The organism is Vibrio fluvialis, from assembly GCF_900460245.1.
Taxonomy (GTDB): domain Bacteria; phylum Pseudomonadota; class Gammaproteobacteria; order Enterobacterales; family Vibrionaceae; genus Vibrio; species Vibrio fluvialis.
Map to the genome: position 1 here is coordinate 773,676 of NZ_UHIP01000001.1, position 23,737 is coordinate 797,412.

At 50.4% G+C, this 23,737-nt stretch carries 25 protein-coding genes and 1 pseudogene; 23 read left to right on the plus strand and 3 right to left on the minus strand.

Annotation, left to right across the window (positions count from 1 at the left end):
* Positions 1-140: 140 nt before the first annotated feature.
* The 22 genes and pseudogenes from flhA to DYA43_RS03820 all read left to right on the plus strand — a co-directional run bounded on the left by flhA (position 141) and on the right by DYA43_RS03820 (position 20,888).
* Positions 141-2,234 (plus strand): flagellar biosynthesis protein FlhA, encoded by a 2,094-nt coding sequence (flhA, locus tag DYA43_RS03715; protein ID WP_024374691.1) that lies wholly within the window; start codon positions 141-143, stop codon positions 2,232-2,234.
* Between the two features lie 29 nt (positions 2,235-2,263).
* A complete protein-coding gene (gene flhF, locus DYA43_RS03720) occupies positions 2,264-3,760 on the plus strand; it encodes a flagellar biosynthesis GTPase FlhF (protein ID WP_061056246.1) in 1,497 nt (498 codons plus the stop codon).
* A gap of 13 nt (positions 3,761-3,773) precedes the next feature.
* Complete coding sequence (locus DYA43_RS03725) at positions 3,774-4,661, plus strand: MinD/ParA family protein (RefSeq protein ID WP_020331233.1); 888 nt, start codon at positions 3,774-3,776, stop codon at positions 4,659-4,661.
* A complete protein-coding gene (locus tag DYA43_RS03730; RefSeq protein WP_020331234.1) occupies positions 4,654-5,388 on the plus strand; it encodes an RNA polymerase sigma factor FliA in 735 nt (244 codons plus the stop codon). The genes DYA43_RS03725 and DYA43_RS03730 overlap by 8 nt, the downstream gene beginning before the upstream one ends.
* A gap of 45 nt (positions 5,389-5,433) precedes the next feature.
* Positions 5,434-5,806, plus strand: a pseudogene (cheY, locus tag DYA43_RS03735) (chemotaxis response regulator CheY).
* A gap of 57 nt (positions 5,807-5,863) precedes the next feature.
* Positions 5,864-6,580: a protein phosphatase CheZ gene (locus tag DYA43_RS03740; RefSeq protein ID WP_020331236.1), complete on the plus strand. Its 717-nt coding sequence runs from the start codon at positions 5,864-5,866 to the stop codon at positions 6,578-6,580.
* A 9-nt stretch (positions 6,581-6,589) separates the two neighbouring features.
* Positions 6,590-8,860 carry a chemotaxis protein CheA gene (locus DYA43_RS03745; protein ID WP_061056247.1) on the plus strand — a complete coding sequence of 757 codons (2,271 nt, stop codon included), beginning with the start codon at positions 6,590-6,592 and terminating at the stop codon, positions 8,858-8,860.
* Positions 8,861-8,885: 25 nt separating this feature from the next.
* Entirely contained in the window at positions 8,886-10,016 is a 1,131-nt protein-coding gene (locus DYA43_RS03750; RefSeq protein ID WP_061056248.1) for a protein-glutamate methylesterase/protein-glutamine glutaminase, read from the plus strand.
* Positions 10,017-10,025: 9 nt separating this feature from the next.
* Complete coding sequence (locus DYA43_RS03755) at positions 10,026-10,802, plus strand: ParA family protein (protein ID WP_032080978.1); 777 nt, start codon at positions 10,026-10,028, stop codon at positions 10,800-10,802.
* A complete protein-coding gene (locus tag DYA43_RS03760) occupies positions 10,795-11,775 on the plus strand; it encodes a chemotaxis protein CheW (protein WP_061056249.1) in 981 nt (326 codons plus the stop codon). The genes DYA43_RS03755 and DYA43_RS03760 overlap by 8 nt, the downstream gene beginning before the upstream one ends.
* A gap of 37 nt (positions 11,776-11,812) precedes the next feature.
* A complete protein-coding gene (locus tag DYA43_RS03765) occupies positions 11,813-12,307 on the plus strand; it encodes a chemotaxis protein CheW (RefSeq protein WP_020331244.1) in 495 nt (164 codons plus the stop codon).
* A complete protein-coding gene (locus tag DYA43_RS03770) occupies positions 12,307-12,813 on the plus strand; it encodes a DUF2802 domain-containing protein (RefSeq protein ID WP_061056250.1) in 507 nt (168 codons plus the stop codon). The genes DYA43_RS03765 and DYA43_RS03770 overlap by 1 nt, the downstream gene beginning before the upstream one ends.
* A 215-nt stretch (positions 12,814-13,028) precedes the next feature.
* Entirely contained in the window at positions 13,029-13,649 is a 621-nt protein-coding gene (gene ccmA, locus DYA43_RS03775) for a cytochrome c biogenesis heme-transporting ATPase CcmA (protein ID WP_032080981.1), read from the plus strand.
* Positions 13,649-14,317 carry a heme exporter protein CcmB gene (gene ccmB, locus DYA43_RS03780; RefSeq protein ID WP_061056251.1) on the plus strand — a complete coding sequence of 223 codons (669 nt, stop codon included), beginning with the start codon at positions 13,649-13,651 and terminating at the stop codon, positions 14,315-14,317. Before ccmA ends, ccmB begins: the two co-directional genes overlap by 1 nt.
* A gap of 92 nt (positions 14,318-14,409) precedes the next feature.
* Entirely contained in the window at positions 14,410-15,162 is a 753-nt protein-coding gene (locus DYA43_RS03785) for a heme ABC transporter permease (RefSeq protein WP_024373800.1), read from the plus strand.
* A 1-nt stretch (position 15,163) separates the two neighbouring features.
* Positions 15,164-15,370, plus strand: coding sequence for a heme exporter protein CcmD (ccmD, locus tag DYA43_RS03790; protein WP_020331249.1), 207 nt, complete (start codon positions 15,164-15,166; stop codon positions 15,368-15,370).
* Positions 15,367-15,849 carry a cytochrome c maturation protein CcmE gene (gene ccmE, locus DYA43_RS03795; RefSeq protein WP_020331250.1) on the plus strand — a complete coding sequence of 161 codons (483 nt, stop codon included), beginning with the start codon at positions 15,367-15,369 and terminating at the stop codon, positions 15,847-15,849. Before ccmD ends, ccmE begins: the two co-directional genes overlap by 4 nt.
* Entirely contained in the window at positions 15,846-17,801 is a 1,956-nt protein-coding gene (locus tag DYA43_RS03800; protein ID WP_020331251.1) for a heme lyase CcmF/NrfE family subunit, read from the plus strand. The genes ccmE and DYA43_RS03800 overlap by 4 nt, the downstream gene beginning before the upstream one ends.
* 3 nt (positions 17,802-17,804) lie before the next feature.
* The gene (locus DYA43_RS03805; RefSeq protein ID WP_020331252.1) at positions 17,805-18,356 is read left to right on the plus strand and encodes a DsbE family thiol:disulfide interchange protein; all 552 of its coding nucleotides are present in this window, start codon (positions 17,805-17,807) and stop codon (positions 18,354-18,356) included.
* Entirely contained in the window at positions 18,356-18,838 is a 483-nt protein-coding gene (locus DYA43_RS03810) for a cytochrome c-type biogenesis protein (RefSeq protein WP_032081019.1), read from the plus strand. Before DYA43_RS03805 ends, DYA43_RS03810 begins: the two co-directional genes overlap by 1 nt.
* On the plus strand, positions 18,838-20,061 hold the full coding sequence (gene ccmI, locus DYA43_RS03815; protein WP_047458560.1) for a c-type cytochrome biogenesis protein CcmI: 1,224 nt from the start codon (positions 18,838-18,840) through the stop codon (positions 20,059-20,061). The genes DYA43_RS03810 and ccmI overlap by 1 nt, the downstream gene beginning before the upstream one ends.
* Before the next feature lie 74 nt (positions 20,062-20,135).
* Positions 20,136-20,888, plus strand: a complete 753-nt coding sequence (locus tag DYA43_RS03820; protein WP_038128945.1) for an MlaA family lipoprotein — start codon at positions 20,136-20,138, stop codon at positions 20,886-20,888.
* A 26-nt stretch (positions 20,889-20,914) separates the two neighbouring features.
* Here the strand turns inward: DYA43_RS03820 and DYA43_RS03825 are convergent, their stop codons facing one another.
* The 3 genes from DYA43_RS03825 to sodB all read right to left on the minus strand — a co-directional run bounded on the left by DYA43_RS03825 (position 20,915) and on the right by sodB (position 22,994).
* Positions 20,915-21,583 (minus strand): SDR family oxidoreductase, encoded by a 669-nt coding sequence (locus tag DYA43_RS03825; protein WP_020331259.1) that lies wholly within the window; start codon positions 21,581-21,583, stop codon positions 20,915-20,917.
* Between the two features lie 191 nt (positions 21,584-21,774).
* Positions 21,775-22,278, minus strand: coding sequence for a VC2046/SO_2500 family protein (locus tag DYA43_RS03830; RefSeq protein ID WP_061056252.1), 504 nt, complete (start codon positions 22,276-22,278; stop codon positions 21,775-21,777).
* 131 nt (positions 22,279-22,409) lie between these two features.
* Entirely contained in the window at positions 22,410-22,994 is a 585-nt protein-coding gene (gene sodB / locus DYA43_RS03835; RefSeq protein WP_020432486.1) for a superoxide dismutase [Fe], read from the minus strand.
* Between the two features lie 331 nt (positions 22,995-23,325).
* Between sodB and DYA43_RS03840 the strand changes: the two genes are divergently transcribed.
* Positions 23,326-23,661 (plus strand): Grx4 family monothiol glutaredoxin, encoded by a 336-nt coding sequence (locus tag DYA43_RS03840; RefSeq protein WP_020331262.1) that lies wholly within the window; start codon positions 23,326-23,328, stop codon positions 23,659-23,661.
* Positions 23,662-23,737 lie beyond the last annotated feature (76 nt).

Genomic DNA, 23,737 nt, shown 5'->3' on the forward strand with positions numbered 1-23,737 from the left:
CAGCCTTTTTTATTGGTCGCTGGCCTTAGATTTATCCCTCAGCCAAGTTTTTGACAGTTTCTCATGGACTAAAAATTGCATCATCGCGCTAACGCCTTGTTGCGTCGCTGAATTCTCAACCACTAATAGCTTGCAGGCCTATGAAGTTTACACTGCCATTTGCGGACAAATTGCCCAACATTCCTCAACGCAGCATGCCTGCCATCGGTGCGCCAGTTATGGTACTGGCGACGTTGGCGATGGTGGTGTTGCCGATGCCCGCATTTCTGCTCGACCTCTTTTTTACCTTCAATATTGCCTTATCGATGGTGGTGCTGCTGGTAACGGTTTACACACGCAGACCACTTGATTTCGCTGCATTCCCGACCGTACTGCTGATTGCAACCTTGCTACGTCTGGCGCTCAACGTCGCCTCAACTCGGGTGGTGTTGCTCTATGGTCATGAAGGCCCGGGAGCTGCGGGTAACGTGATTGAAGCGTTTGGTAACGTAGTGATTGGCGGCAACTACGCTGTCGGTCTGGTGGTGTTCTTAATCCTGATGATCATCAACTTTATGGTGGTCACCAAAGGTGCGGGCCGGATTTCTGAGGTAAGCGCTCGCTTTACATTGGATGCCTTGCCGGGTAAACAGATGGCGATTGATGCGGATCTCAACGCTGGTCTGATTGATCAAGAGCAAGCGCGTACTCGCCGTTTTGAAGTCACCAAAGAAGCGGACTTTTACGGTTCGATGGATGGTGCGTCCAAGTTCGTCAAAGGGGACGCGATAGCCGGTATTCTGATCCTGTTTATCAACATTATCGGTGGCCTTACTATCGGGATGATTCAATATGGTCTTGGCTTTGGCGAAGCGATTCAAATCTATACCTTGCTGACCATCGGTGACGGTCTGGTTGCTCAGATCCCGTCGCTGCTGCTCTCCATCGGTGCCGCGATCATGGTAACGCGTCAAAATACCGATGAAGACATGGGACAGCAGGTCATTTTCCAGCTGTTCGACAATCCGAAAGCGCTGATGATTACCTCAGCCATTCTTGGCGTGATGGGGATTGTACCTGGCATGCCGCATTTTTCGTTTCTGACCCTGGCTATTTTGGCGGGGGGCAGTGCCTACATGATTCAGCGCAAACAGAAACAAGCCGAAAGCGATGCCAAACTGCCCGCGAAAATTGAAGGTGAAGCGCCAACACCACGCGAGTTGTCGTGGGATGATGTGCAGCCTGTCGATGTGATTGGTCTGGAAGTGGGTTATCGTTTGATTCCGCTGGTGGATCGCGATCAGGGCGGGGAACTGCTTGAGCGGGTAAAAGGCGTGCGCAAGAAGTTGTCACAAGATTTTGGTTTCCTCATTCCGCCGGTTCACATTCGTGACAACCTCGAACTCACGCCGAACAGTTACCGCATCACCTTGATGGGGGTTGCCGTGGGTGAAGCGGAGATTCGCCCGGATCAGGAACTGGCGATTAACCCGGGCCAGGTATACGGCATGATTGACGGTGAACACACCTATGACCCGGCATTTGGGCTGGAAGCGGTGTGGATTCGTGAAGAGCAACGTGAACATGCGCAAGCGCTCGGATACACCGTAGTTGACTCGTCAACCGTGCTGGCGACTCATTTGAGTCAACTGCTGACCAACAATGCTGCCCAGCTGATTGGTCATGAAGAAGTGCAGAATCTGCTTGAAATGCTGAGCCGTTCTGCGCCGCGTCTGGTGGATGGTTTTGTTCCGGATCAACTGGCGTTGGGTGTGGTCGTTAAAGTACTGCAGAACCTGTTGCACGAAGCCATTCCGATTCGCGATATTCGAACCATTGTGCAAACCCTGTCTGAGTATTCCAGTAAGAGTCAAGAACCCGACATTCTGACGGCCGCGGTACGGATTGCGTTGAAACGTCTAATCGTCCAAGAAATCAATGGTATAGAGCCTGAGCTGCCGGTGATTACCCTGATCCCTGAGCTGGAACAAATTTTGCATCAGACCATGCAAGCTTCAGGGGGAGAATCGGCAGGTATTGAGCCTGGATTGGCGGAGCGGCTGCAGATGGCATTGAGTCAGGCAACGCAGGAGCAAGAGCTGAAAGGCGAACCTGCGGTACTGCTGACATCCGGTGTGCTGCGCTCGACATTGGCCAAGTTCGTCAAGAACACCATTCCAAACCTGAGAGTGCTGTCGTATCAAGAGATACCAGACGAAAAACAAATTCGCATTGTGCAGGCGGTTGGTAACTAACCTTCTCACATAAATAATGGATAGCTGCTTTGAAAATTAAACGATTTTTTGCCAAAGACATGAGAACAGCGCTGCTTCAGGTTAAAGAAGAACTGGGCGCGGAGGCGGTGATCATGTCAAACAAAAAAGTCGCGGGTGGCGTCGAAATCGTGGCGGCGGTGGATGGAGAAACAACCTCCGTTGCTCCGGCGGTGACGAAACAGTACGGTTCACAACCAAGACACATCGGCACTCAGGCGTCACCGAAGCTCCAAAGCACGCCTTCCCGACGCGAACTGCAAGATGACCGGGTAAGCCTGAACAATGGTTCAAGCAACGGCGCATCAATGACTCAGCGTTTTGCCAACATGCTAAAGCAGTACAGTAATGGTGCGCATGAGGAAGAGTCGCAGTATCGCGCCGAGAATGAAGACTCGCTGTCGGCTTTGCTTAAGCGTCAGACTGACACTCGCACGACAGAGAGCCGCTCTTCGCTGGCCCGCCAGCTCAACAGCGATTCTCCGCTGGCGAAACTGATTGCTGAAGAACGTTCCGAGGCTCGGGCTCGTCCGCGTTTGGATCCGTCGCGCTACGAACGTCAGCGCGAAGAAGACACGCCAATGGCAGCCAACGAGCTGGAAAATATGCGTGAAGAGATGACCTCTATTCGCCGCCTGTTGGAACATCAGGTTTCTGGGTTGATGTGGCAGGAAGTGGAACGTCGCGAACCGCTGCGTGCCATGTTGATTAAACGTCTGGAACGTATGGGTGTCTCTCTGGACCTGGCCGACCAGCTGGCCTGTTACATTCCGGAAGATACGCAACCGCAAAAAGCGTGGAAAGCACTGCTGGGTCTGGTTTCAGACCAGATTCCAGTGGTGAAGCAAGATATTCTCAAACGTGGCGGCGTGGTGGCGCTGCTTGGACCTACCGGTGTTGGTAAAACGACCACGGTGGCGAAGCTGGCGGCACGCGCGGCGATGGAATACGGTTCGGACAACGTTGCCCTGGTGACAACCGACACTTACCGTATCGGCGCCCATGAGCAATTATCCATTTATGGAAGAATTATGGGTTGTCCTGTAAGAGTTGCTAAAGATTCCAAAGAGTTAGCCGATGTAATATATCAGCTACGCAATCGTCGCCTAATTTTGGTGGATACAGCAGGCATGGGACAGCGCGATGTGCGCCTGTCTGAGCAACTCGATACCCTCATGCAAGAGAGTGGAGAAGTCATCCACAGTTATCTGGTGTTACCTGCCACGGCGCAACGCAAAGTGTTGCAGGAAACCATTGAGCACTTTAGAAGAATTCCTCTTTCAGGGTGCATTATGACCAAGCTCGACGAATGCCTGAGCTTAGGTGAATTTGTTAGTGTTGTAGTTCAAAATTCGTTGCCTGTGGCGTACATCGCCAATGGTCAGCGTGTACCCGAAGATATAGTGATTGCTCAGCCCAAATATATGGTTGCGAAAGCAAACGAGTTGCTAGAGAAGTCGACAGAGAATGAACCTCACTACTGGAACAGTGATTCAGAAAGATTCTAGGCGGCGGACAGATATGACAAACAAAATGATATATGACCAAGCAAGCGGCTTACGTCGTTTAACCCAACCCTCTGTAACCAAAGTCATCGCGGTGACTGGTGGTAAAGGCGGTGTGGGCAAATCAAATGTGACTCTGGGTATGGCCATTTGCATGGCACGCCAGGGCAAAAAAGTCATGGTGCTGGATGCTGACCTGGGATTAGCGAACGTGGACGTGATGCTCGGCATTCGTCCTAAGCGCAACTTAGGCCATGTGTTGGCCGGTGAATGTGAGCTGAAAGATGCTATCGTAGAAGGACCACATGGGATTAAAATCATCCCGGCGACTTCTGGTACGCAATCCATGACTGAGCTGTCACACGCTCAGCACGTGGGGTTGATTCGTGCCTTCGGTTCGTTGGAAGATGAGATGGACATTCTGTTGGTGGATACTGCAGCAGGTATCTCCGACATGGTGGTCAGCTTCTCGCGTGCTGCGCAAGATGTTGTGCTGGTGGTGTGTGATGAACCCACTTCTATCACAGATGCATATGCACTGATCAAACTTTTGAGCAGAGAACATCAGGTTCAGCGATTTAAGATTGTTGCCAACATGGTCAGAAGCTATCGTGAAGGACGAGAGTTGTTCGCGAAACTGACACTGGTCACCGAGCGCTTCTTGAATGTAAGCCTTGAACTTGTCGCCTGTATTCCTCTGGACGACAACGTGCGTCAGGCAGTAAAAAGACAGAAAATCGTGGTGGATGCTTATCCGCGTTCACCCGCATCGCTGGCGATCAGCTCTTTGGCGAACAAGGCCTTAACCTGGCCGATCCCGAGAACCCCGAGTGGGCATCTGGAATTTTTCGTCGAAAGGCTGCTTAACCGGTCAGAAATAGTAGGGGAACCATTCGGTGAATAAAGCGCTTACTTATGATCAATACGGCAATATCAATAGCCAGAAATTGTTTCTGGAAAAATATTCCGTATTGGTTAAGCGTATAGCTCATCACTTAATCGGGCGTTTACCTCCTAGTGTACTCATTGAAGATTTAATACAAGCCGGCATGGTCGGCTTACTTGAAGCGCAAAAGAACTACGACGGAAGTAAAGGTGCGAGTTTTGAAACCTACGCTGGTATTCGTATTCGAGGCGCGATGCTCGACGATATTCGGCGGGGCGACTGGGTGCCACGCTCGGTACACAAACATAACCGGGAAATCAGTCAGGCAATTGCAGAACTGGAAGGGATCCTAAATCGTGACCCGTCCGATACAGAAGTCGCAAAACACCTGGGTATGTCGTTAGATCAATACCATAGCGTGTTAACCGACATAAACTGTTCGCGAATTGTCGGAATTGAAGATCTGGGAGTGACGGATGACGCCATTTCGCCTGTGGACGATGATGAAGACAACTCTCCTTTCAAAGGGGTTGCCGACGAATCGTTCCGTAAAGCATTGGTTGAGTCAATAAAATCGCTTCCTGAGCGTGAAGCCTTAGTACTTTCGCTCTATTATGATGAAGAACTAAACTTGAAAGAAATTGGGGAAGTACTTGGCGTGAGTGAGTCCCGCGTGAGCCAAATACTGAGCCAAGCAATGCAACGTCTGCGAACCAAGTTGAGTTCCTGGACACAAAACGACTAAATATCACTGATTTCGAACTCAGTGGAGGCAATTTTGAATAAAAACATGAAAATCCTTATTGTTGACGATTTTTCAACAATGCGCCGTATTGTAAAAAACCTTCTTCGTGACCTGGGTTTCAACAACACTCAGGAAGCGGACGATGGCTTGACGGCTTTGCCTATGCTTAAAAAGGGTGAATTTGATTTCGTGGTGACAGATTGGAATATGCCTGGTATGCAAGGCATTGATCTTCTGAGAAACATTCGTGCGGATGAAGAGTTGAAACATCTTCCTGTCCTGATGATCACAGCTGAAGCAAAACGTGAGCAGATCATCGAAGCAGCTCAAGCGGGCGTTAACGGTTACATCGTTAAGCCATTCACAGCGAGCGGCGACTCTGAAAGAAAAACTAGAAAAAATCTTCGAGCGTCTCTAAAACTTTCGTTTAGACAAAAGTTTGCTCTATTCAAACGCGTGAAAGGCTAATTACAGGATGATTTCATTAGAACAAGCCAAAGAACTCGTTCAATTGCTTGAGAATGGACAGCAGGACAGCGCGAACCTTCTGGTTAAGCAGCTGTATGAATCGGAACGCAACCCAATGTTGCAAGAGATCGGCGCCTTGACGCGCGATCTGCACGATTCCCTGAATCAATTCCATATCGATGAGCGAATGAGTCAGATAGCCAATGACGAAATTCCTGATGCCCGAGACAGATTGCATTACGTCATTGAAAAAACCGAAGTCGCAGCGAACAAAACCATGGATGCCGTGGATCGTTGTATGCCGATTGCAGACAGTTTGCACGAAAGCTTACTGTTGGTTCGCCCTCAGTGGAACGAACTGATGCATGGCAAAATTGAACTGAGTGAGTTCAAAGCCCTGTGTCACCGTATCGATAATATTCTCTCCCAAATCGAAGGTGACAGTAGTGAGCTACGTGGTCAATTAACCGAAATTCTGATGGCTCAAGACTTCCAGGACCTAACCGGACAAATCATTCGTCGCGTGATCACGCTGGTGAATGAAGTTGAAAAACGTCTGGTCGATATTTTGACAGTCTTTGGTACCAATCAAATAGAACAACAAGATAAAGCCAAGAAAGCATCAACTGAGCCTGAGGGACCAATTCTCAACCCTCACGAACGCAGTGACGCGGTTTCATCTCAAGACGAAGTAGACGACTTGCTATCGAGTCTTGGATTTTAGGGGTAACGTATGAGCTACGATTTAGACGAAGATATTCTTCAGGACTTTTTGGTTGAAGCGGGTGAGATTCTCGAATTGCTCTCAGAACAGCTGGTTGAGCTAGAGAACAATCCGGAAGACCGAGATCTTTTAAACGCTATTTTCCGCGGCTTTCATACCGTAAAAGGCGGTGCGGGTTTCTTATCCCTGACCGAACTGGTTGAAACGTGTCACGGTGCTGAAAACGTGTTCGATATTCTTCGAAACGGTCAGCGCAGTGTGTCACCGAGCCTGATGGATACCATGTTGCGCGCGCTGGACACCGTTAACGAACAGTTCCGTGCTGTGCAAGATCATGAACCTCTTGAACCTGCCGATCCGCAACTGCTCGACGAGCTGCACCACTTGTGCCGTCCTGAGTCTGAAGATGAAGCTCATGCAGAGGTTGAAGAGCCAGTAATCGAAGATGTGGTCGAAGAGATTGTTGAACCTGAAGTTGTTGCCAGTACTCCGGTGAGCGCCGTTGCGGCTGATTCTATCGACGACATCACAGAAGACGAATTTGAGAAATTGTTGGACGAGTTGCATGGCAAAGGCCGTGCGCCAGGTGCTGACACTCAACAAGCTGAACCTGTCGCTCAGGCACCCAAAACGCCAGCGCCGACGCCTGCCAGTAGTGATGCCGGTGGCGATATCACCGATGACGAGTTCGAACGTCTTCTGGATGAACTGCACGGCAAAGGTAAAGGCCCGTCTGTCAATACTCCGGCAGAACCTGAAAAGCCAAAAGCACCTGCGCCAACGGCTAAAGCGTCAGCGCCTAAGTCGCCTTCAGACAGCGACTTGATGACAGACGAAGAGTTTGAAAAGCTGCTGGATGAATTGCACGGTGTGGGTAAAGGCCCTTCTATCGAAGAGCTGGAGATGGCGACTCGCCCGGTAAGCGAAAATCCAAAGCCTGCACCTACGCCAGCGCCTAAAGCTCCAGCCGCGAAACCAGCACCGGCGGCGGCTCAGACAACACCGAAAGTGGCTGCGGCCAAAGCGGCACCTGCACCAAAAGTGATTGATGATTCAAGCGAGAAACGCGAAGTCGCTGCGGGTGGCGCGAAGAAAGCTCAGGCAGAAGCCACAGTTCGGGTGGATACGTCAACGCTGGATACCATCATGAACATGGTTGGTGAACTGGTACTGGTTCGTAACCGTCTGCTGAGCCTAGGCCTCAACAGCAACGACGAAGAGATGTCGAAAGCGGTCGCAAACCTGGATGTCGTGACTGCTGACTTGCAAGGCGCGGTGATGAAAACCCGCATGCAGCCAATCAAGAAAGTCTTTGGCCGCTTCCCTCGCGTTGTGCGTGATTTGGCGCGTAACCTAAATAAAGACATCGTGCTGGAGATGCGCGGTGAAGAGACCGATCTGGATAAAAACCTGGTTGAAGCGCTGGCGGATCCACTGATTCACTTGGTGCGCAACTCGGTTGACCACGGTATCGAAATGCCGAACGCTCGTGTTAAAGCGGGTAAACCACGTACCGGTAAAGTGATTCTTTCTGCGTCGCAGGAAGGGGACCATATTGAGCTGGCGATCGTCGACGACGGCGGCGGTATGGATCCGAATAAACTGCGCAGTATCGCAGTGAAGCGCGGCATGATGGACGAAGATGCGGCTTCGCGTCTGTCCGACAAAGAGTGTTTCAACCTGATCTTTATGCCGGGCTTCTCAAGTAAAGAGCAAATTTCGGATATCTCGGGTCGTGGCGTAGGAATGGATGTGGTGAAAACCGCCATCAACACACTGAACGGTTCGATTGATATCGATTCTGAGATGGGCAAAGGCACCAAGATCACGATTAAAGTGCCGCTGACTCTGGCGATTCTTCCAACGCTGATGGTTGGTGTTGCCGGTCACCCATTCGCGCTGCCATTGGCGAGCGTCAATGAAATTTTCCATCTGGATTTAAGTCGCACCAACGTGGTTGATGGGCAGCTAACCATCATCGTTCGTGATAAATCGATTCCACTGTTCTATCTGCAAAACTGGCTGGCGCCAAAAGCAGGTAAAGTGCAAGCTCGTAAAGGGCATGGCCATGTAGTGATCGTCCAGATTGGCAGCCAACGCGTTGGTTTCGTGGTTGACGCTCTGATTGGGCAGGAAGAAGTGGTGATCAAGCCACTGGACAAACTGCTGCAAGGTACGCCGGGTATGGCGGGCGCAACCATCACCAGTGATGGTCATATCGCACTCATTCTTGATGTGCCGGATTTGTTGAAACAGTACGCTGCTGCTTCTCGAATCTAGTTGACCACCTAAGATAAGGATAACTATGGCGATTAGAGTATTAGTTGTTGATGATTCAAGCTTCTTCCGACGTCGTGTGAGTGAAATCATCAACTCCGAATCGCGCTTAGAAGTGATTGATGTCGCGACTAACGGCAGAGAGGCGGTGGACAAAGCACAGCGTCTCAAACCCGATGTCATTACGATGGATATTGAAATGCCAGTCATGGACGGTATCACTGCCGTCCGTGAGATCATGGCATCCAATCCGACGCCAATTCTGATGTTTTCATCGCTGACGCACGATGGTGCGAAAGCGACGCTGGATGCGCTGGATGCCGGTGCGCTGGATTTCTTACCGAAGAAATTTGAAGATATCGCGCGTAACCGTGACGAAGCGGTTGCGCTGCTGCAACAACGCGTGTTGCAAATTGCCGCGAAGAAAGCGTTTATGCGCCGCCCGGTCGTATCTCGTCCGGCTGTGTCATCACCTGCGCCAACTTCTGGCTCAAGTTTGCTTAACCGGACTCAGCCAACGACTCCGTCATTGAGTCCAAGCAGACCCGTTGCGGCGGCAACGCGTTTCAAAGCCTCCGGTAAGAAATATCAGCTTACAGCTATCGGTACTTCGACGGGTGGTCCGGTCGCATTGCAAAAGATTCTCACCAAGCTACCTGCAAATTATCCGCATCCGATTGTGTTGATTCAGCACATGCCTGCGACCTTTACCGCCGCATTCGCCAGTCGTCTGAACTCATTATGCAAGATTGAAGTGAAAGAAGCGGAAGATGGTGATGTGCTGCGTCCTGGTGTCGCTTATCTGGCGCCGGGCGGTAAACAAATGATGCTGGAAGGGCGTCCTGGCGCGGCTAAGCTGCGCATTATTGATGGCGGTGAGCGCATGAATTATAAGCCGTGTGTAGATGTCACCTTTGGTTCAGCGTCCAAAGTTTACGGCGATAAAGTGTTGTCGATGGTACTGACCGGAATGGGCGCTGATGGCCGCGAAGGTGCGCGTATGCTCAAGAATGCAGGCGCGACTATCTGGGCACAGGATGAAGAGAGTTGCGTGGTGTATGGCATGCCGCAAGCCGTCGCAAAAGCCGGTATTTCGAGTGAAGATTTACCTCTGGATCGCATTGCAGAGCGCATGCTGGTCGAAGTCGGTTTGGCCTAAGGAAGCGCAATGATTGTTTGGAGTGTTGCAAACCAAAAAGGTGGCGTCGGTAAAACGACCACAACCATCACGCTTGCTGGCTTGCTGAGCAAGCAAGGTAAGCGTGTTTTGCTGGTCGATACGGACCCGCACGCTTCACTGACGACTTATCTGGGTTATGACTCTGATGGTGTTCCGGCCAGCCTGTTTGACCTGTTTCAGCTGCGCGAGTACACCGAGCATACGGTTGAGCCTCTGATTCTGCGTACCGATGTGGAAGGAATAGACCTGATCCCGGCACACATGTCGCTGGCGACACTGGATCGGGTGATGGGAAACCGCAGTGGCATGGGGTTGATTCTCAAACGTGCCTTGCTGGCGCTGCGTCAACGTTATGACTATGTGTTGATCGACTGTCCGCCCATTCTTGGCGTGATGATGGTTAATGCACTGGCGGCCAGCGATCGTATTTTGATCCCGGTACAGACAGAGTTTCTGGCGATGAAGGGCTTGGAGCGCATGGTGCGTACGCTGGCAATTATGCAAAAGTCGCGCAATCGTGAGTTTAAGGTCACCATCGTGCCAACCATGTACGACAAACGTACGCGCGCCTCATTGCAGACACTGAACCAGCTCAAGAAAGATTACCCGGATCAGGTATGGACGTCGGCGGTACCTATTGACACCAAGTTCCGCGATGCCAGCCTGAAACGTTTACCGGCATCCCATTTTGCTGAAGGCAGCCGGGGTGTTTTTGCGTACAAGCAATTACTTCTGTTTTTAGAGAGGCTGTCTATCAATGAGTAGCCCGTTGCTGTCGAGTGAACAAGCGCTGGATGATTACTTCACTGCTCTGCTAGATGAAGAGCTGGGTGAACAGGATCTTGCGCCGCAGAGTCAGCCTGAGCCAGAACCCGCATTAGAGCCGATGATGCAATCGGTGGCGGAAAAGAGTTACTTCGAAGAAGAGCTCGAAGAAATTGATTTGCCCAACCTGGATGATGTCCAGCGCCTGCTGAGCCAGTTAGAAAACAGCAACCCGGTTGCTGAGCTGGATCTTGAAGAGGTGATGGAGCAGAACACCATTCAGATCGCTCAGGCTGAAGCGCCTGCTGTGGTGGAAGAGATTCAGGAATGGAACATCGAACCCGAGGTCGTTGTTGAGCCTCAGGTGTTGGTGGCGGAACCTGACGTCGAAACGTTGGTAGAAGTCGAAGCGCTGAACGGCACCAGCTTAGAACAAGAGCTGACTGCTGAGATTGAGGTTGATGAAACACCCCAAACTGAGGCAGGCCGTTTTGATCTCAGTCGTTGGGATAACGCCGTACGTGCCGACAACTTTCAAGTACTCTACTTCGACGTCAACGGGGTGACTTTTGCTGTACCGCTGGATGAGCTGGGAGGTATTCACCGTAAAGGCTCTCTCAATCACCTGATTGGTCGTCCGGGCTGGTATCTTGGCCTGCAAACTAACCGTGATGCACAGCTGGACGTGGTGGATACGGCGAAGTGGGTGATGGCGGAAAAGCTACGCGATGATAGTTATAAAGCGGACTACCAGTACATCGTCATGCTCGGCGAAAGTATGTGGGGGTTGGCATGCACTAAACTATTAGGCACCGAGCTGCTGAATAGTGAAAAAGTTCGCTGGCGGGAACAAGTGGGTAAGCGCCCTTGGCTTGCTGGAATGGTTAAAGAAAAAATGTGTGCTCTGGTTCATGTTGAAGCATTGATCGCTATGCTTAATGCAGGACTTGATGTAAAAGCACTCGATAAATAATACATTTTTGTCGGAAACGACTTAGAGAGGAAAAGGTATGTCTCAAACTAACGAAGTTGAAGTGAGAAAAGAACACTCTAACGACGAAGTGCTGCAGTGGGTGACGTTCCAGCTAGAAGAAGAAACGTACGGCATCAATGTAATGCAAGTACGTGAAGTGCTGCGTTATACCGAAATCGCGCCAGTACCCGGTGCACCAGATTACGTGCTGGGTATCATTAACCTGCGTGGTAACGTGGTAACCGTTATCGACACTCGTTCTCGTTTTGGTTTGATGCAAGGTGAGATCACCGATAACACCCGTATCATCGTCATCGAATCTGAGCGCCAAGTGATTGGTATTCTGGTCGACAGCGTGGCCGAAGTGGTTTACCTGCGTTCTTCTGAAATTGACACCACACCAAGCGTTGGCACCGATGAAAGCTCGAAATTCATTCAGGGTGTAAGCAACCGTGACGGTAAACTACTGATCCTGGTAGACCTGAACAAGCTGCTTACCGATGAAGAATGGGATGAAATGGCTCATCTGTAATGGCTGATCTGGCTTGGTTAACGCCTCCTGTTATTGCAGGAGGCAGTGTACTGATTGTTTTGCTGCTGCTCTTGGCACTGTTTCGCCTGCGCCGAAGTTCGTCAAAACAGGCGGACTATTTCCGCCAACAGTTACGCCATCTGGATAAAGAGCTTCAGAAATCCAATAAGCAGGTTCTGGAAGTGCGCTCAGTGATGGTCGGGCTGGGGCAGAAAGTCTCAGAACAGCAGGACATTATCTTGCATCTCAATGAACGCCTCAAAGAGCTGGAAAACGCCGACACGGATGGCCGTTTGTACACCCGCGCATCGAAGATGGTCAAGTTGGGTGCTGATATCAATGAGCTGATCGAAGAGTGCGAACTGCCAAAAGCCGAAGCGGAGCTGATGCTCTCGTTACAGAAGAAACTCTCCGGTAAAGAGGCGATACCGCCGCTGACCAGTCATCCGGAAAGAAAGGTGGCTGCGCCGGGAGAAAAAAGACCGGCACGCAAACCTTCTCGTTAGCCTGATGTGAACAGATAAAAAGGAAGTCGTGAGACTTCCTTTTTTGTTGGCTGGGATTTATGAAAGCATGTAACCAAAAAGGGTTAATTGCTTCAGAAAATAATTAAAAATTAACAGTTTCTTACTTAGTTTCGTGACTCGTAATACCCTTACTCTATTTAGTCTCTTCCGTGGTGTGGTAATATGGGCGCCCCAATTTATTGATTCAGAAGCCCATGCTGGAAGTAAAAAATCTCACTGCGATTCGTGATGAAAGAGTGCTGTTTGAAGGCTTGTCTTTCACCATTCAATCTGGCGAATTGGTCCAAATTGAAGGCCGTAATGGCACTGGCAAAACGACGTTGCTACGCATTGTGACTGGCTTGGGTGACCGCGATGATGGCGAGATCCATTGGAATAACGTCAACATCGAAGCGGATCGAGACAGCTACCATCAGGAGCTGCTGTTTCTTGGCCATCAAACGGGTGTAAAACGAGAGCTGACCGCATTAGAAAACCTGCGTTTTTATCAAGCGGTACACGCCGTTGGCACGCAGGAAGAGGATTTGTACCAGGCGCTGACTCAGGTTGGGCTTGCCGGGCGTGAAGATGTGCCAGTGGCACAGCTGTCTGCCGGGCAGCAGCGCCGCGTGGCGTTGGCTCGCTTGTGGCTCAGCCGCCAGAAGTTGTGGATCCTTGATGAACCTCTGACGGCGATTGATAAACAAGGGGTGAAAGTATTGGAAGCCCTCTTTTTGCAGCATGCCGAACAAGGTGGGATCGTGGTGCTGACCACCCACCAGGATATGTTCGCCGACAATCCGAAACTGCGCAAAATTAAGTTAGGAGACGCCTGATGCTATCGACCATGACCACCATCATTCGTCGTGAACTGCTGATCGCGTTTCGTCGTCAGGCCGACATTTTCAACCCGCTGTGGTTTTTCATCATCGTGATTACGCTGTTCCCTCTCAGCATTGGCCCTGATCCAAGTTTATTGTCCCGTATTGCGCCTGGCATCGTTTGGGTTGCCGCATTGCTGTCGGCATTACTTTCGCTTGAGCGCCTGTTTCGCGATGATTATCAGGACGGCTCACTGGAACAAATGATGCTGATGCCAGTCCCATTACCTGTGGTGGTGATTTCAAAAGTATTGGCACACTGGCTGCTGACGGGGGTGCCGTTGATTTTAATCAGTCCGCTGCTGGCCATTCTGTTGTCATTGGATATGAATACTTGGTTTTCAGTGGTGCTGACGTTACTGCTCGGAACGCCAACCCTCAGTTTTATTGGTGCAATCGGTGTGGCTTTGACGGTCGGGCTGCAAAAAGGCGGCGTGCTGCTCAGTTTGCTGGTTTTACCGCTCTACATCCCAATTTTGATCTTCGCCACATCAGCCATAGATGCGGCGTCACTGGGAATGGCGTACAACGGACAATTGGCGATTCTGGCGGCGATGTTTATGGGCGCATTGACCCTGACACCGTTTGCGATCAGTGCTGCGTTGCGAGTAAGTGTCAATTAGTTGTTCTCGATCAAGCACGAAAAATTCCCGTTAGATAAATTGCAAACCGAACAATTCAGATTCGGTACTTGAAGTAAAAGTGAGAGTAAACAATGTGGAAATGGCTACATCCCTACGCCAAACCAGAGTCGGCCTATCGCCTGTGCGGTAAGTTTCTACCTTGGTTTGCGATTTTAGCTCTGTTGTGTTTATCCGCAGGTACAGTCTGGGGACTGGCCTACGCGCCTTCTGATTATCAGCAGGGAGACAGTTTTCGTATCATTTATATCCACGTGCCTGCTGCTATTTGGTCGATGGGCGTTTACATGTCGATGGCGATTGCTGCCTTTATCGGCATTGTGTGGCAGGTAAAACTGTCGGACATGGCTGCATCCGCGATGGCACCCATCGGCGCAGTCTACACCTTCATCGCACTGATTACGGGCGCTGTGTGGGGTAAGCCGATGTGGGGTACCTGGTGGGTGTGGGACGCACGTCTGACCTCAGAACTTATTCTTCTGTTTCTCTATCTCGGTGTGATTGCGCTTTATCACGCGTTTGATGATCAGAAAACCGCAGCCAAAGCGGCGGGTATTCTGGCGATTGTCGGTGTGATCAACCTGCCAATCATTCACTATTCCGTGGAGTGGTGGAATACCCTGCATCAGGGGGCCACCATCACCAAATTCGATAAACCTTCGATTTCGAGCGATATGCTGTGGCCGCTGCTGCTGAACATATTCGGCTTCGCGTTCTTCTTCGGCGCGTTGGCGATGATTCGCCTGCGCAATGAAATCATCAGCAAAGAGAGTCACCGCCCGTGGGTGATTCAACTGGCCGCAACGCAGTCACAGAGAGGGAAATAAGATGCACTTTGAATCTATGAGCGATTTCTGGGCAATGGGAGGCTACGCGGCTTACGTGTGGAGTTCCTTTGGTATTACTTTCTTATCAATGTTGATTTTGTGGGTGGCGAGTGTTCGCCGCGGTCAAACGCTACTGAATGAAGTCCAGGCTAAAGTAGCGCGTCAGGCACGAATCGATGCAGCGAAAAATATGGAGAACACACTATGAATCCAAGACGCAAAAAGCGCCTCGGTATTGTGCTGGCGATTTTCATCGGTTTAGGTGCCACCATCGGTCTCGTTCTGTACGCACTGAATCAAAATATGGACCTGTTTTACACCCCGAGTGAACTGGTGAACGGTAAAGATGGCAAAAAGCCGGAAGTGGGCCAGCGCCTGCGCATCGGTGGAATGGTCGAAGTCGGGTCTGTGAAACGCGATCCTAGCTCTCTTAAAGTGAGCTTTTTGCTGCATGACAAAGGCCCTTCAGTGACAGTGATCTACGAAGGTATCCTGCCAGACCTGTTCCGTGAAGGTCAGGGTATTGTGGCTCAGGGCGTGCTGAAAGACGCAACGACCGTAGAAGCCTTCGAAGTGCTGGCTAAGCACGACGAAGAGTACATGCCACCTGAAATTGCCGAAGCGATGCAGAAAAACCATTCGCCAATGAGCTACTCACAAGATCAAATGCAAGGAAGTACCAAATGATTGCGGAAATCGGTCACTTTGCGCTGATTCTGGCACTGGCGTTAGCCGTGCTGCTCAGCGTACTTCCTCTGGTCGGAGCGTCCAAAAACAACCATGTGCTGATGAATGCGGCGCGACCGCTGTCGATTGGCATGTTTATGATGCTGGCGTTGTCGTTCGGCATTCTGTTGTGGGCGTTCTACACCAACGATTTCACGTTGCAGTACGTAGCCAGCAACTCCAACAGCCAATTGCCGTGGTATTACCGTCTGACGGCGGTGTGGGGCGCGCATGAAGGTTCGCTGTTGCTGTGGGTGCTGATCCAGGCTGGCTGGACGCTTGCGGTGGCGACGTTGAGCCGCGGTATGCCTCAGGAGTCGGTGGCAAGGGTATTGGCCGTGATGGGCTTGATCAGTGTCGGTTTCCTGCTGTTTATCATCGTGACATCGAACCCGTTCACCCGCACCTTACCGCATTTTCCGATTGATGGTCGTGACCTCAATCCGCTGTTGCAGGACCCAGGTCTGATCATTCACCCGCCAATGCTCTACATGGGTTATGTGGGATTTTCGGTCGCGTTCTCATTTGCGATTGCGTCTCTGATGACCGGCCGCTTAGATACCGCTTGGGCTCGTTGGTCACGTCCGTGGACAACCGCTGCGTGGCTGTTTCTGACCGTAGGTATTGCGCTCGGTTCCTGGTGGGCATACTACGAACTTGGCTGGGGTGGCTGGTGGTTCTGGGATCCGGTGGAAAACGCGTCATTCATGCCTTGGCTGGCCGGTACCGCGCTGATGCATTCGCTGGCGGTTACCGAAAAACGTGGCACCTTTAAAGCGTGGACTGTGCTGCTGGCTATCTCCGCGTTTTCGCTCAGCCTGTTGGGTACCTTCCTGGTGCGCTCTGGTATTCTGGTTTCGGTACACGCATTTGCGTCCGATCCGGCGCGCGGCATGTTCATTCTTGGCTTCCTGGTGTTCGTCATCGGCGGTTCGCTGTTGCTGTTCGCGCTGAAAGGCTCATCGGTACGTGTGCGTGGTAATTTCGAGCTGGTGTCGCGTGAAAACGCTCTGTTGGCTAACAACGTGTTGTTGATCGCTGCGCTGGTTGTCGTGCTGATTGGTACGCTGTTACCGCTGGTGCATAAACAGTTGGGTTTAGGCTCGGTATCGATTGGTGCACCGTTCTTCAACACTTTGTTCGCCTGGCTGATGGTGCCGTTTGCCTTCCTGCTGGGGATCGGCCCTCTCATTCGCTGGAAGCGTGACAACCTGTCGAAACTGATTAAACCGATGCTGATTTCCGGCGTCATTGCGCTGCTGTTCGGCGCGTTGATCGTGCAACTGACGACAGAACACTTCAGCTCAATGGCCTTCATGGGTTGGGTGATGGCGCTGTGGATTGTGTGCCTGCACGCAGTAGAACTGTATGAGCGTGCGACGCATCGTCACACCTTCCTGGCGGGTATCGGTAAACTGCAACGCAGTCACTGGTCGATGATGCTGGGTCACCTTGGTCTTGCTGTGACCATCATCGGTATCGCGATGGTCCAGAACTACAGTATCGAACGTGATGTCCGTCTGGCTCCTGGCGAGCATTTCAAACTGCAAGAGTATGAGTTCTTCTTCAAAGGCCTGCGTGATAAAGATGGTCCGAACTACGACGGTTACATTGCCGATTTTGAAATCACTCAAAATGGTAAATACCTTAATACATTGCATGCTGAGAAACGTTTCTACCGCACTGCGCGTTCGATGATGACGGAGGCGGCCATTGACCGCGGTCTGACCCGCGATCTCTATATCGCAATGGGCGAGCGTCTGGATGACAACAACGCATGGGCAGTACGAATTTACTACAAACCATTTGTTCGCTGGATTTGGGCTGGTGCTTTGCTGATGGCACTGGGTGGTGCGTTGGCCATCAGTGACAAACGCTACCGTTTCAGAAAAAACGCTCAGCAGGAGGCTTGATTGATGAATAAGAAGATTTTGTTTATTCCGCTGGCAGCATTTCTGGCGTTAGTTGCAGTGTTCGCTACCCAACTGGTTAAAAACTCCGAAGGTGATGATCCAACCAAACTGGAATCAGTGCTGGTGGGGCAGGCTGTGCCGCAGTTTCGTCTGGAAGATTTGGTCGAACCCGGCAAACTTTATGACCAATCGATTTTCAAAGGTGAGCCGTTACTGCTCAACGTGTGGGCCACGTGGTGTCCCACCTGTTATGCCGAACACCAATACCTCAACCAGTTGGCAGGTAAAGGCGTAAAAATCATCGGTATGAACTACAAAGATCAGCGTGATAAAGCCGTGAAATGGCTGAACGATCTTGGCAATCCTTATCTGATTAGCTTGTTTGACGGCAATGGCATGCTGGGGCTTGATTTAGGCGTTTATGGCGCGCCGGAGACCTTCCTGATTGATGCTAATGGCGTCATCCGTTATCGCCATGTGGGGGATGTGAATCCTCGCAACTGGAAAGAGACGCTGGAACCGATGTACAACCAGTTGTTGCAGGAGGCCAAATGATGAAACGTTGGATACTTGCTGCTGCGGCAGCACTAATGGTTTCCTTAACTGCGCTGGCCGCGATTGATGTGTACGATTTCGATACGCCGGAGCAGGAAACTCAGTTTCAGGAGTTGAGCAATACGCTGCGCTGTCCGAAATGTCAGAACAACTCAATCGCGGATTCCAACGCTGAACTCGCGAAAGATCTGCGTCATAAAGTGTATGAAATGACAAAAGAGGGCAAATCTAAAGACGAAATCGTCGATTACATGATTGCCCGCTACGGTAACTTCGTCACGTATAACCCACCGTTTACACTCAGTACGGCGATTTTGTGGCTCGGACCGGTATCTGTGCTGTTGATCGGTTTTGGCGTGATTGTCATTCGCAGCCGTCGCAGCAAAGCGGCTGCAACAAGCAACAACGCTCAATGGGATAAGGACAAAGAAGCACGTCTGAAGGCGCTGCTGGAAGAAGATAAAGACGGAGATAAGCAATAATGACGTTATTTTGGATTTCGACGCTTATCCTGGTGGCTATTGCCTGCGTCTTCATTGCCATTCCGCTGATTCAGAAAAAGGCCAACAACGACACCGTACTGCGCGATGAGCTCAACAAAGCTTTCTATAAAGACCGCTTAAATGAGCTGCAGGAAGAGACGGCAGAGGGCCTGGTGGACAACCAACAGGACCTGATTGCCGACCTGAAACAATCTCTGCTGGACGATATTCCGGCCGATAAGCAGGCGACGCAGCAGAGCCAGGTCTCGACGTTAGCAGTACTGGTGCCGTCAGTCTTGCTGGTCGTGCTGCTCAGCTACGGAATGTACGCCAAATTTGGTAACTACGATAAAGTGGAGCACTGGCAACAAGTGAGTGCCGACTTACCGCTGCTGACTCGTAAGCTAATGGCGCCGCAAGGTCAGGGTGTTGAGCTAACGGATCAGGAAATGGAAGACTTGACGCTCTCTCTGCGCACGCGCTTGTATTACCAACCGGAAGACTCGACAGGCTGGCTGTTGCTAGGGCGTATTGCGATGGCAAACCGTGACATGCAGACCGCAATTGGCGCAATGAAACACGCCTATGCGCTGGAGCCTCAGGATGGTGACATTCAGTTGGGGTACGCTCAGGCGCTGATGTTGTCAGATGATGAGATGGACCAGACTCAGGCTCGCTCGATTCTGCAACGTCTCGCTAAACGCGATTACGTCGACCTGCGTGTCTACTCACTGCTTGCCTTTGATGCGTTCGAACGTGCCGATTACCCGTCAGCCATTCAATATTGGGGCCTGATGCAAAAAATGATTGGCCCGAATGACAGTCGTTACGAAATGCTGACGCGCAGTATTGACAGTGCCAAACGTAAAATGGGTGAAGGCGTTGTCGAGGGTAAATCGGTCTCCGTGACCATTTCTCTGGCTGACAATGTTGTCCTGCCACAAAACGCGGTACTTATCGTCTCTGTGCACAGCGCCGATGGCGCGCCAATGCCGATTGCGGCTGCCCGTTATCCGTTGAGCAACTTCCCGCGTACGGTGGTATTGGACGATAACAACAGCATGATGCAAGGGCGTAAACTGTCAGATCTGTCTACACTCATGGTACGCGTTCGTATTGATACTGATGGCAACGTGTCGACTAAAGACGGCGACTGGTTTGGTGAAAGTCAGCCAGTGAATTTGGGCGAACCGGTTGAAGTTGTGATTAATAAACAGTATTAATTAGCGCTAGCTGTTTGTTTTAAATTAAAATAAAGGCCGATGAATGCATCGGCCTTTACGCATGGATAATAATAATGATTAGCCGCTTAGCACGGATTCTATCCCCAATATTGATGTTGGTATTAGTCGGTTGTAGCTCAACACCCAATACCACATCGAGTGATACTACTTCGAACGATCCACTGGAAGGTTTTAACCGTGCCATGTGGACCGTTAACTATGATTATCTCGACCCGTATCTGGTGCGTCCTGTCTCACTGGCTTACGTCGACTACGTACCGCAACCGATACGTCATGGCATCGCCAACTTCCTGGCGAACCTGGATGAACCTTCCAGCATGGTGAACAACCTGCTGATGGGCAATGGCACTAAAGCTCTCGACCACTTCAACCGTTTCTGGATTAACAGCACTTTTGGTCTTTTGGGTCTTATTGATATTGCATCGGAAGCGGGCATTACCAAACACGATGAAAAAGCGTTCAGTGATGCTGCAGGGCATTATGGGGTAGGCAACGGGCCATACGTGATGGTGCCGGGTTACGGGCCGTTTACCGTGCGTGAAACTACCGATGTCGTCGATGGTTTGTATGTACCACTGTCGTATCTCAACATATGGGCCAGCATCGGTAAGTGGGCATTGGAAGGCATGGAAACCCGTGCGTCGTTAGTGTCGCAAGAGGCGATGCTCGACAATTCGCCAGATCCTTACGCGTTGACTCGTGAAGTCTATCTGCAGCACCGTGATTTTACCGCTGAGATAGAGAAAAACGATTACAACGATGCTGAGGAAGATTACCTCGACAGCTATATGGAAGAAAATTTCTAATGGATAGCCGGCTTAACCCATAGCGGTTAAGCCGACATCACCCGTCCACTGAAGTATTCATTGGCAACAATGTATTCGGTGTTGCGAATCAACTCATCATTCACCGCTGCCCAGTGCACGCTCTCGTCATTAGCGGAAATCATCGGAACCACACCACCTACTCGAATGTTGAATGGCGTCAACTCTTTGGCCCAGCTTTGGGTAAAGCCGGAAACCATGGATGTCGCATTTTCAATGCCCGGCATATCCTGCGGTGAGTTGTAAGACAGTACATTGACAATCACACCTTTAGCGGAGCGATGACGCATGCGTTCTGAGCAGGCTTGACCAAAGGTAAACAGCGATGAGGCCATCAACGCCAACTTCTGAATAAACAGCTCAGCCGGATGTTCATCCACAACGGAAGGTAACGGGGCATTGGGCCAGTTATTGATCAGTACGTCGGGCACACTCTGGTAGGTATGCTCAATGTGATCGAGCATATTGTGAATGCTGTGTAATGAGTAATCGGCTAAATGGTACTGCTCGACCTCATGGGAGATATCCCGGCAACGTTTAAAGGTCTCGAGCAATCCTTGCTGGTTGGTGTCACACAGTATGACTCTTGCACCCAGTCGCGCAAAATGGATGGCCAGTGTACTACCGAGCAATGAGCTTGCTGAAGTAATCAGAACCAGTGCACTTTCTATATTCATTTTGTGCCCACCTTTTCCATGTTTCTCTCTTGTTTCGTTATGAAACAGGTCAGGATAGGATGGTTGAATAGCTGTGAGTACGATGTGAATAACTTCAAATAACTTGGTCTGACTGGCGGAAGGGTGACGATTTTTTGCACTCATTCACACTCTGACGCAAAGTCAGAGAAAACAATTGCAAAGATGAGCGACTAGGCTTGTGCGCGCAGTTGATCGTGACGCCAAGCCATGTTCAGTTGCGGGTATAAGTCTGATGGCAACAGGGTTTTCGGTGTTTTCTGTGCCAGATGGCGGCGATCATGACCTGATAGATTGAGATAGATCTCTTCTGGAAAATCTTGAGTATCTTCAGGGAGATAGGTCAGAGCTTCAGGTTTGAGGTAGTGAGACAGTTTGGCGCTCGCCAATCCACCCTGATGAAACAAGTCAGCCTGACGAGCTGAAATCTGGTAGGAACTTTGGTCATTACGCAATGCCTGCGGCTCTTGCAGTTCAAAACGCTGGCGCAGCAGTGAATCCGTAGTGTCGACTTGCTCGATGTGTTCAACCGGAGTGGTATCACGTACGTCGTTAGAGAACAGAGCCAGCAATAAAGAAAAGTCGGCACGACGCCCATGCAAAACAGCCTGGCTGATGCCAGTGCCGATCTGCAGTTCGTTAATCAGGCCAGCTTTATCTAAAGTGTGTACTTGCATGGTGTTCTCCGTTTGATGTCCCTTTAACGGCCAAAGTGGCGAAAGCTTTAGGGCGTTGACGGAGAAAAGTAATAAAAAAAGCCTGCAAAATTGCAGGCTTAGTATCGATTGCTTTTTTATCCTATACAGGATTATTTAGCCAGGTTAGCTGCAACGAATTCCCAGTTAACCAGAGCCCAGAAACCGTTCATGTAATCTGGACGTACGTTACGGTAATCGATGTAGTACGCGTGTTCCCACAGGTCAACAGTCAGCAGTGGAGTGACGCCTTCTTCAGTCAGTGGAGTACCTGCGTTAGAAGTGTTAGTGATAGCCAGAGAGCCATCCGCTTTCTTCACAAGCCAAGTCCAAGATGAACCGAAGTTGTTGATTGCTGAGTCAGTGAATTTTGCTTTGAACTCTTCGAAAGAACCGAATGCTGCGTTGATTGCATCCGCTACTGCGCCAGTTGGTTCGCCGCCGCCGTTTGGAGACAGACAGTGCCAGTAGAACGTGTGGTTCCAGATTTGCGCTGCGTTGTTGAATACACCGCCAGTTGAAGTCTTGATGATCTCTTCCAGAGTTTTACCTTCAAACTCAGTACCAGGGATCAGACCGTTCAGCTTAACAACGTAAGTGTTGTGGTGCTTACCGTGGTGGTAATCAAGAGTCTCTGCAGAGATGTGTGGTTCCAGTGCGTCTTTAGCGTAAGGAAGAGCTGGTAATTCAAATGCCATTGCTCGATTCTCCATATAGATGAAAGAGTTACCTCTTTCGATTGCTTCCAGTGTTATTTTATATTCGTCGATACGACTGACTTGCGATCTATTTTAGCAAGTTTTTACTTTATTAAAACCCCAATCTTGAGAAAAATCGTTTATCCATCCGAAGATAGTGAAAGCGACTCTAGGCAAAGTAGGCCGATGAGAAGCGAAAGGCAAGGCGCACTGTGTAAATTTGCCGATTCCGCGAAACGGATGCTATAACCATAATGATAATGTGCTTTTTATTCTCTACTAATGATTTAGAATGGGCGCCATGAAACTTGAAATCCATTAAGAGGAAGCAATGGAAACCATCGACAAAATCAAACAGCAAATTGAAGAGAACGCGATCCTTCTGTACATGAAAGGCTCACCAAAACTGCCTAGCTGTGGTTTCTCTTCTCAAGCTTCACAAGCACTGATGGCTTGTGGTGAAAAATTTGCTTACGTTGATATCCTGCAAAACCCGGATATCCGTGCTGAACTGCCAGTGTACGCTCAATGGCCAACGTTCCCACAACTTTGGGTTGAAGGTGAACTGATTGGCGGTTGTGACATCATCATCGAGATGTTCCAAAAAGGCGAACTTCAGACACTGATCAAAGAAGCCGCCGCTCGCGCAGCAAGCAGCGAAGAGTGATTCTGAGCAGTAAAGATACTGTATAAAATCACAGTTTTACTTGATTTATTAAGGCCACATTCGATAATGTGGCCTT

What these genes read in the sequence shown, in the direction of transcription:
- flhA (WP_024374691.1), top strand. Translation starts at nt 141, where the DNA reads ATGAAGTTTACACTGCCATTTGCGGACAAATTGCCCAACATTCCTCAA.
- DYA43_RS03725 (WP_020331233.1), top strand. Translation starts at nt 3,774, where the DNA reads ATGACAAACAAAATGATATATGACCAAGCAAGCGGCTTACGTCGTTTA.
- DYA43_RS03740 (WP_020331236.1), top strand. Translation starts at nt 5,864, where the DNA reads ATGATTTCATTAGAACAAGCCAAAGAACTCGTTCAATTGCTTGAGAAT.
- DYA43_RS03745 (WP_061056247.1), top strand. Translation starts at nt 6,590, where the DNA reads ATGAGCTACGATTTAGACGAAGATATTCTTCAGGACTTTTTGGTTGAA.
- DYA43_RS03750 (WP_061056248.1), top strand. Translation starts at nt 8,886, where the DNA reads ATGGCGATTAGAGTATTAGTTGTTGATGATTCAAGCTTCTTCCGACGT.
- DYA43_RS03755 (WP_032080978.1), top strand. Translation starts at nt 10,026, where the DNA reads ATGATTGTTTGGAGTGTTGCAAACCAAAAAGGTGGCGTCGGTAAAACG.
- DYA43_RS03760 (WP_061056249.1), top strand. Translation starts at nt 10,795, where the DNA reads ATGAGTAGCCCGTTGCTGTCGAGTGAACAAGCGCTGGATGATTACTTC.
- DYA43_RS03765 (WP_020331244.1), top strand. Translation starts at nt 11,813, where the DNA reads ATGTCTCAAACTAACGAAGTTGAAGTGAGAAAAGAACACTCTAACGAC.
- DYA43_RS03770 (WP_061056250.1), top strand. Translation starts at nt 12,307, where the DNA reads ATGGCTGATCTGGCTTGGTTAACGCCTCCTGTTATTGCAGGAGGCAGT.
- ccmA (WP_032080981.1), top strand. Translation starts at nt 13,029, where the DNA reads ATGCTGGAAGTAAAAAATCTCACTGCGATTCGTGATGAAAGAGTGCTG.
- ccmB (WP_061056251.1), top strand. Translation starts at nt 13,649, where the DNA reads ATGCTATCGACCATGACCACCATCATTCGTCGTGAACTGCTGATCGCG.
- DYA43_RS03785 (WP_024373800.1), top strand. Translation starts at nt 14,410, where the DNA reads ATGTGGAAATGGCTACATCCCTACGCCAAACCAGAGTCGGCCTATCGC.
- ccmD (WP_020331249.1), top strand. Translation starts at nt 15,164, where the DNA reads ATGCACTTTGAATCTATGAGCGATTTCTGGGCAATGGGAGGCTACGCG.
- ccmE (WP_020331250.1), top strand. Translation starts at nt 15,367, where the DNA reads ATGAATCCAAGACGCAAAAAGCGCCTCGGTATTGTGCTGGCGATTTTC.
- DYA43_RS03800 (WP_020331251.1), top strand. Translation starts at nt 15,846, where the DNA reads ATGATTGCGGAAATCGGTCACTTTGCGCTGATTCTGGCACTGGCGTTA.
- DYA43_RS03805 (WP_020331252.1), top strand. Translation starts at nt 17,805, where the DNA reads ATGAATAAGAAGATTTTGTTTATTCCGCTGGCAGCATTTCTGGCGTTA.
- DYA43_RS03810 (WP_032081019.1), top strand. Translation starts at nt 18,356, where the DNA reads ATGAAACGTTGGATACTTGCTGCTGCGGCAGCACTAATGGTTTCCTTA.
- ccmI (WP_047458560.1), top strand. Translation starts at nt 18,838, where the DNA reads ATGACGTTATTTTGGATTTCGACGCTTATCCTGGTGGCTATTGCCTGC.
- DYA43_RS03820 (WP_038128945.1), top strand. Translation starts at nt 20,136, where the DNA reads ATGATTAGCCGCTTAGCACGGATTCTATCCCCAATATTGATGTTGGTA.
- DYA43_RS03825 (WP_020331259.1), bottom strand. Translation starts at nt 21,583, where the DNA reads ATGAATATAGAAAGTGCACTGGTTCTGATTACTTCAGCAAGCTCATTG.
- DYA43_RS03830 (WP_061056252.1), bottom strand. Translation starts at nt 22,278, where the DNA reads ATGCAAGTACACACTTTAGATAAAGCTGGCCTGATTAACGAACTGCAG.
- sodB (WP_020432486.1), bottom strand. Translation starts at nt 22,994, where the DNA reads ATGGCATTTGAATTACCAGCTCTTCCTTACGCTAAAGACGCACTGGAA.
- DYA43_RS03840 (WP_020331262.1), top strand. Translation starts at nt 23,326, where the DNA reads ATGGAAACCATCGACAAAATCAAACAGCAAATTGAAGAGAACGCGATC.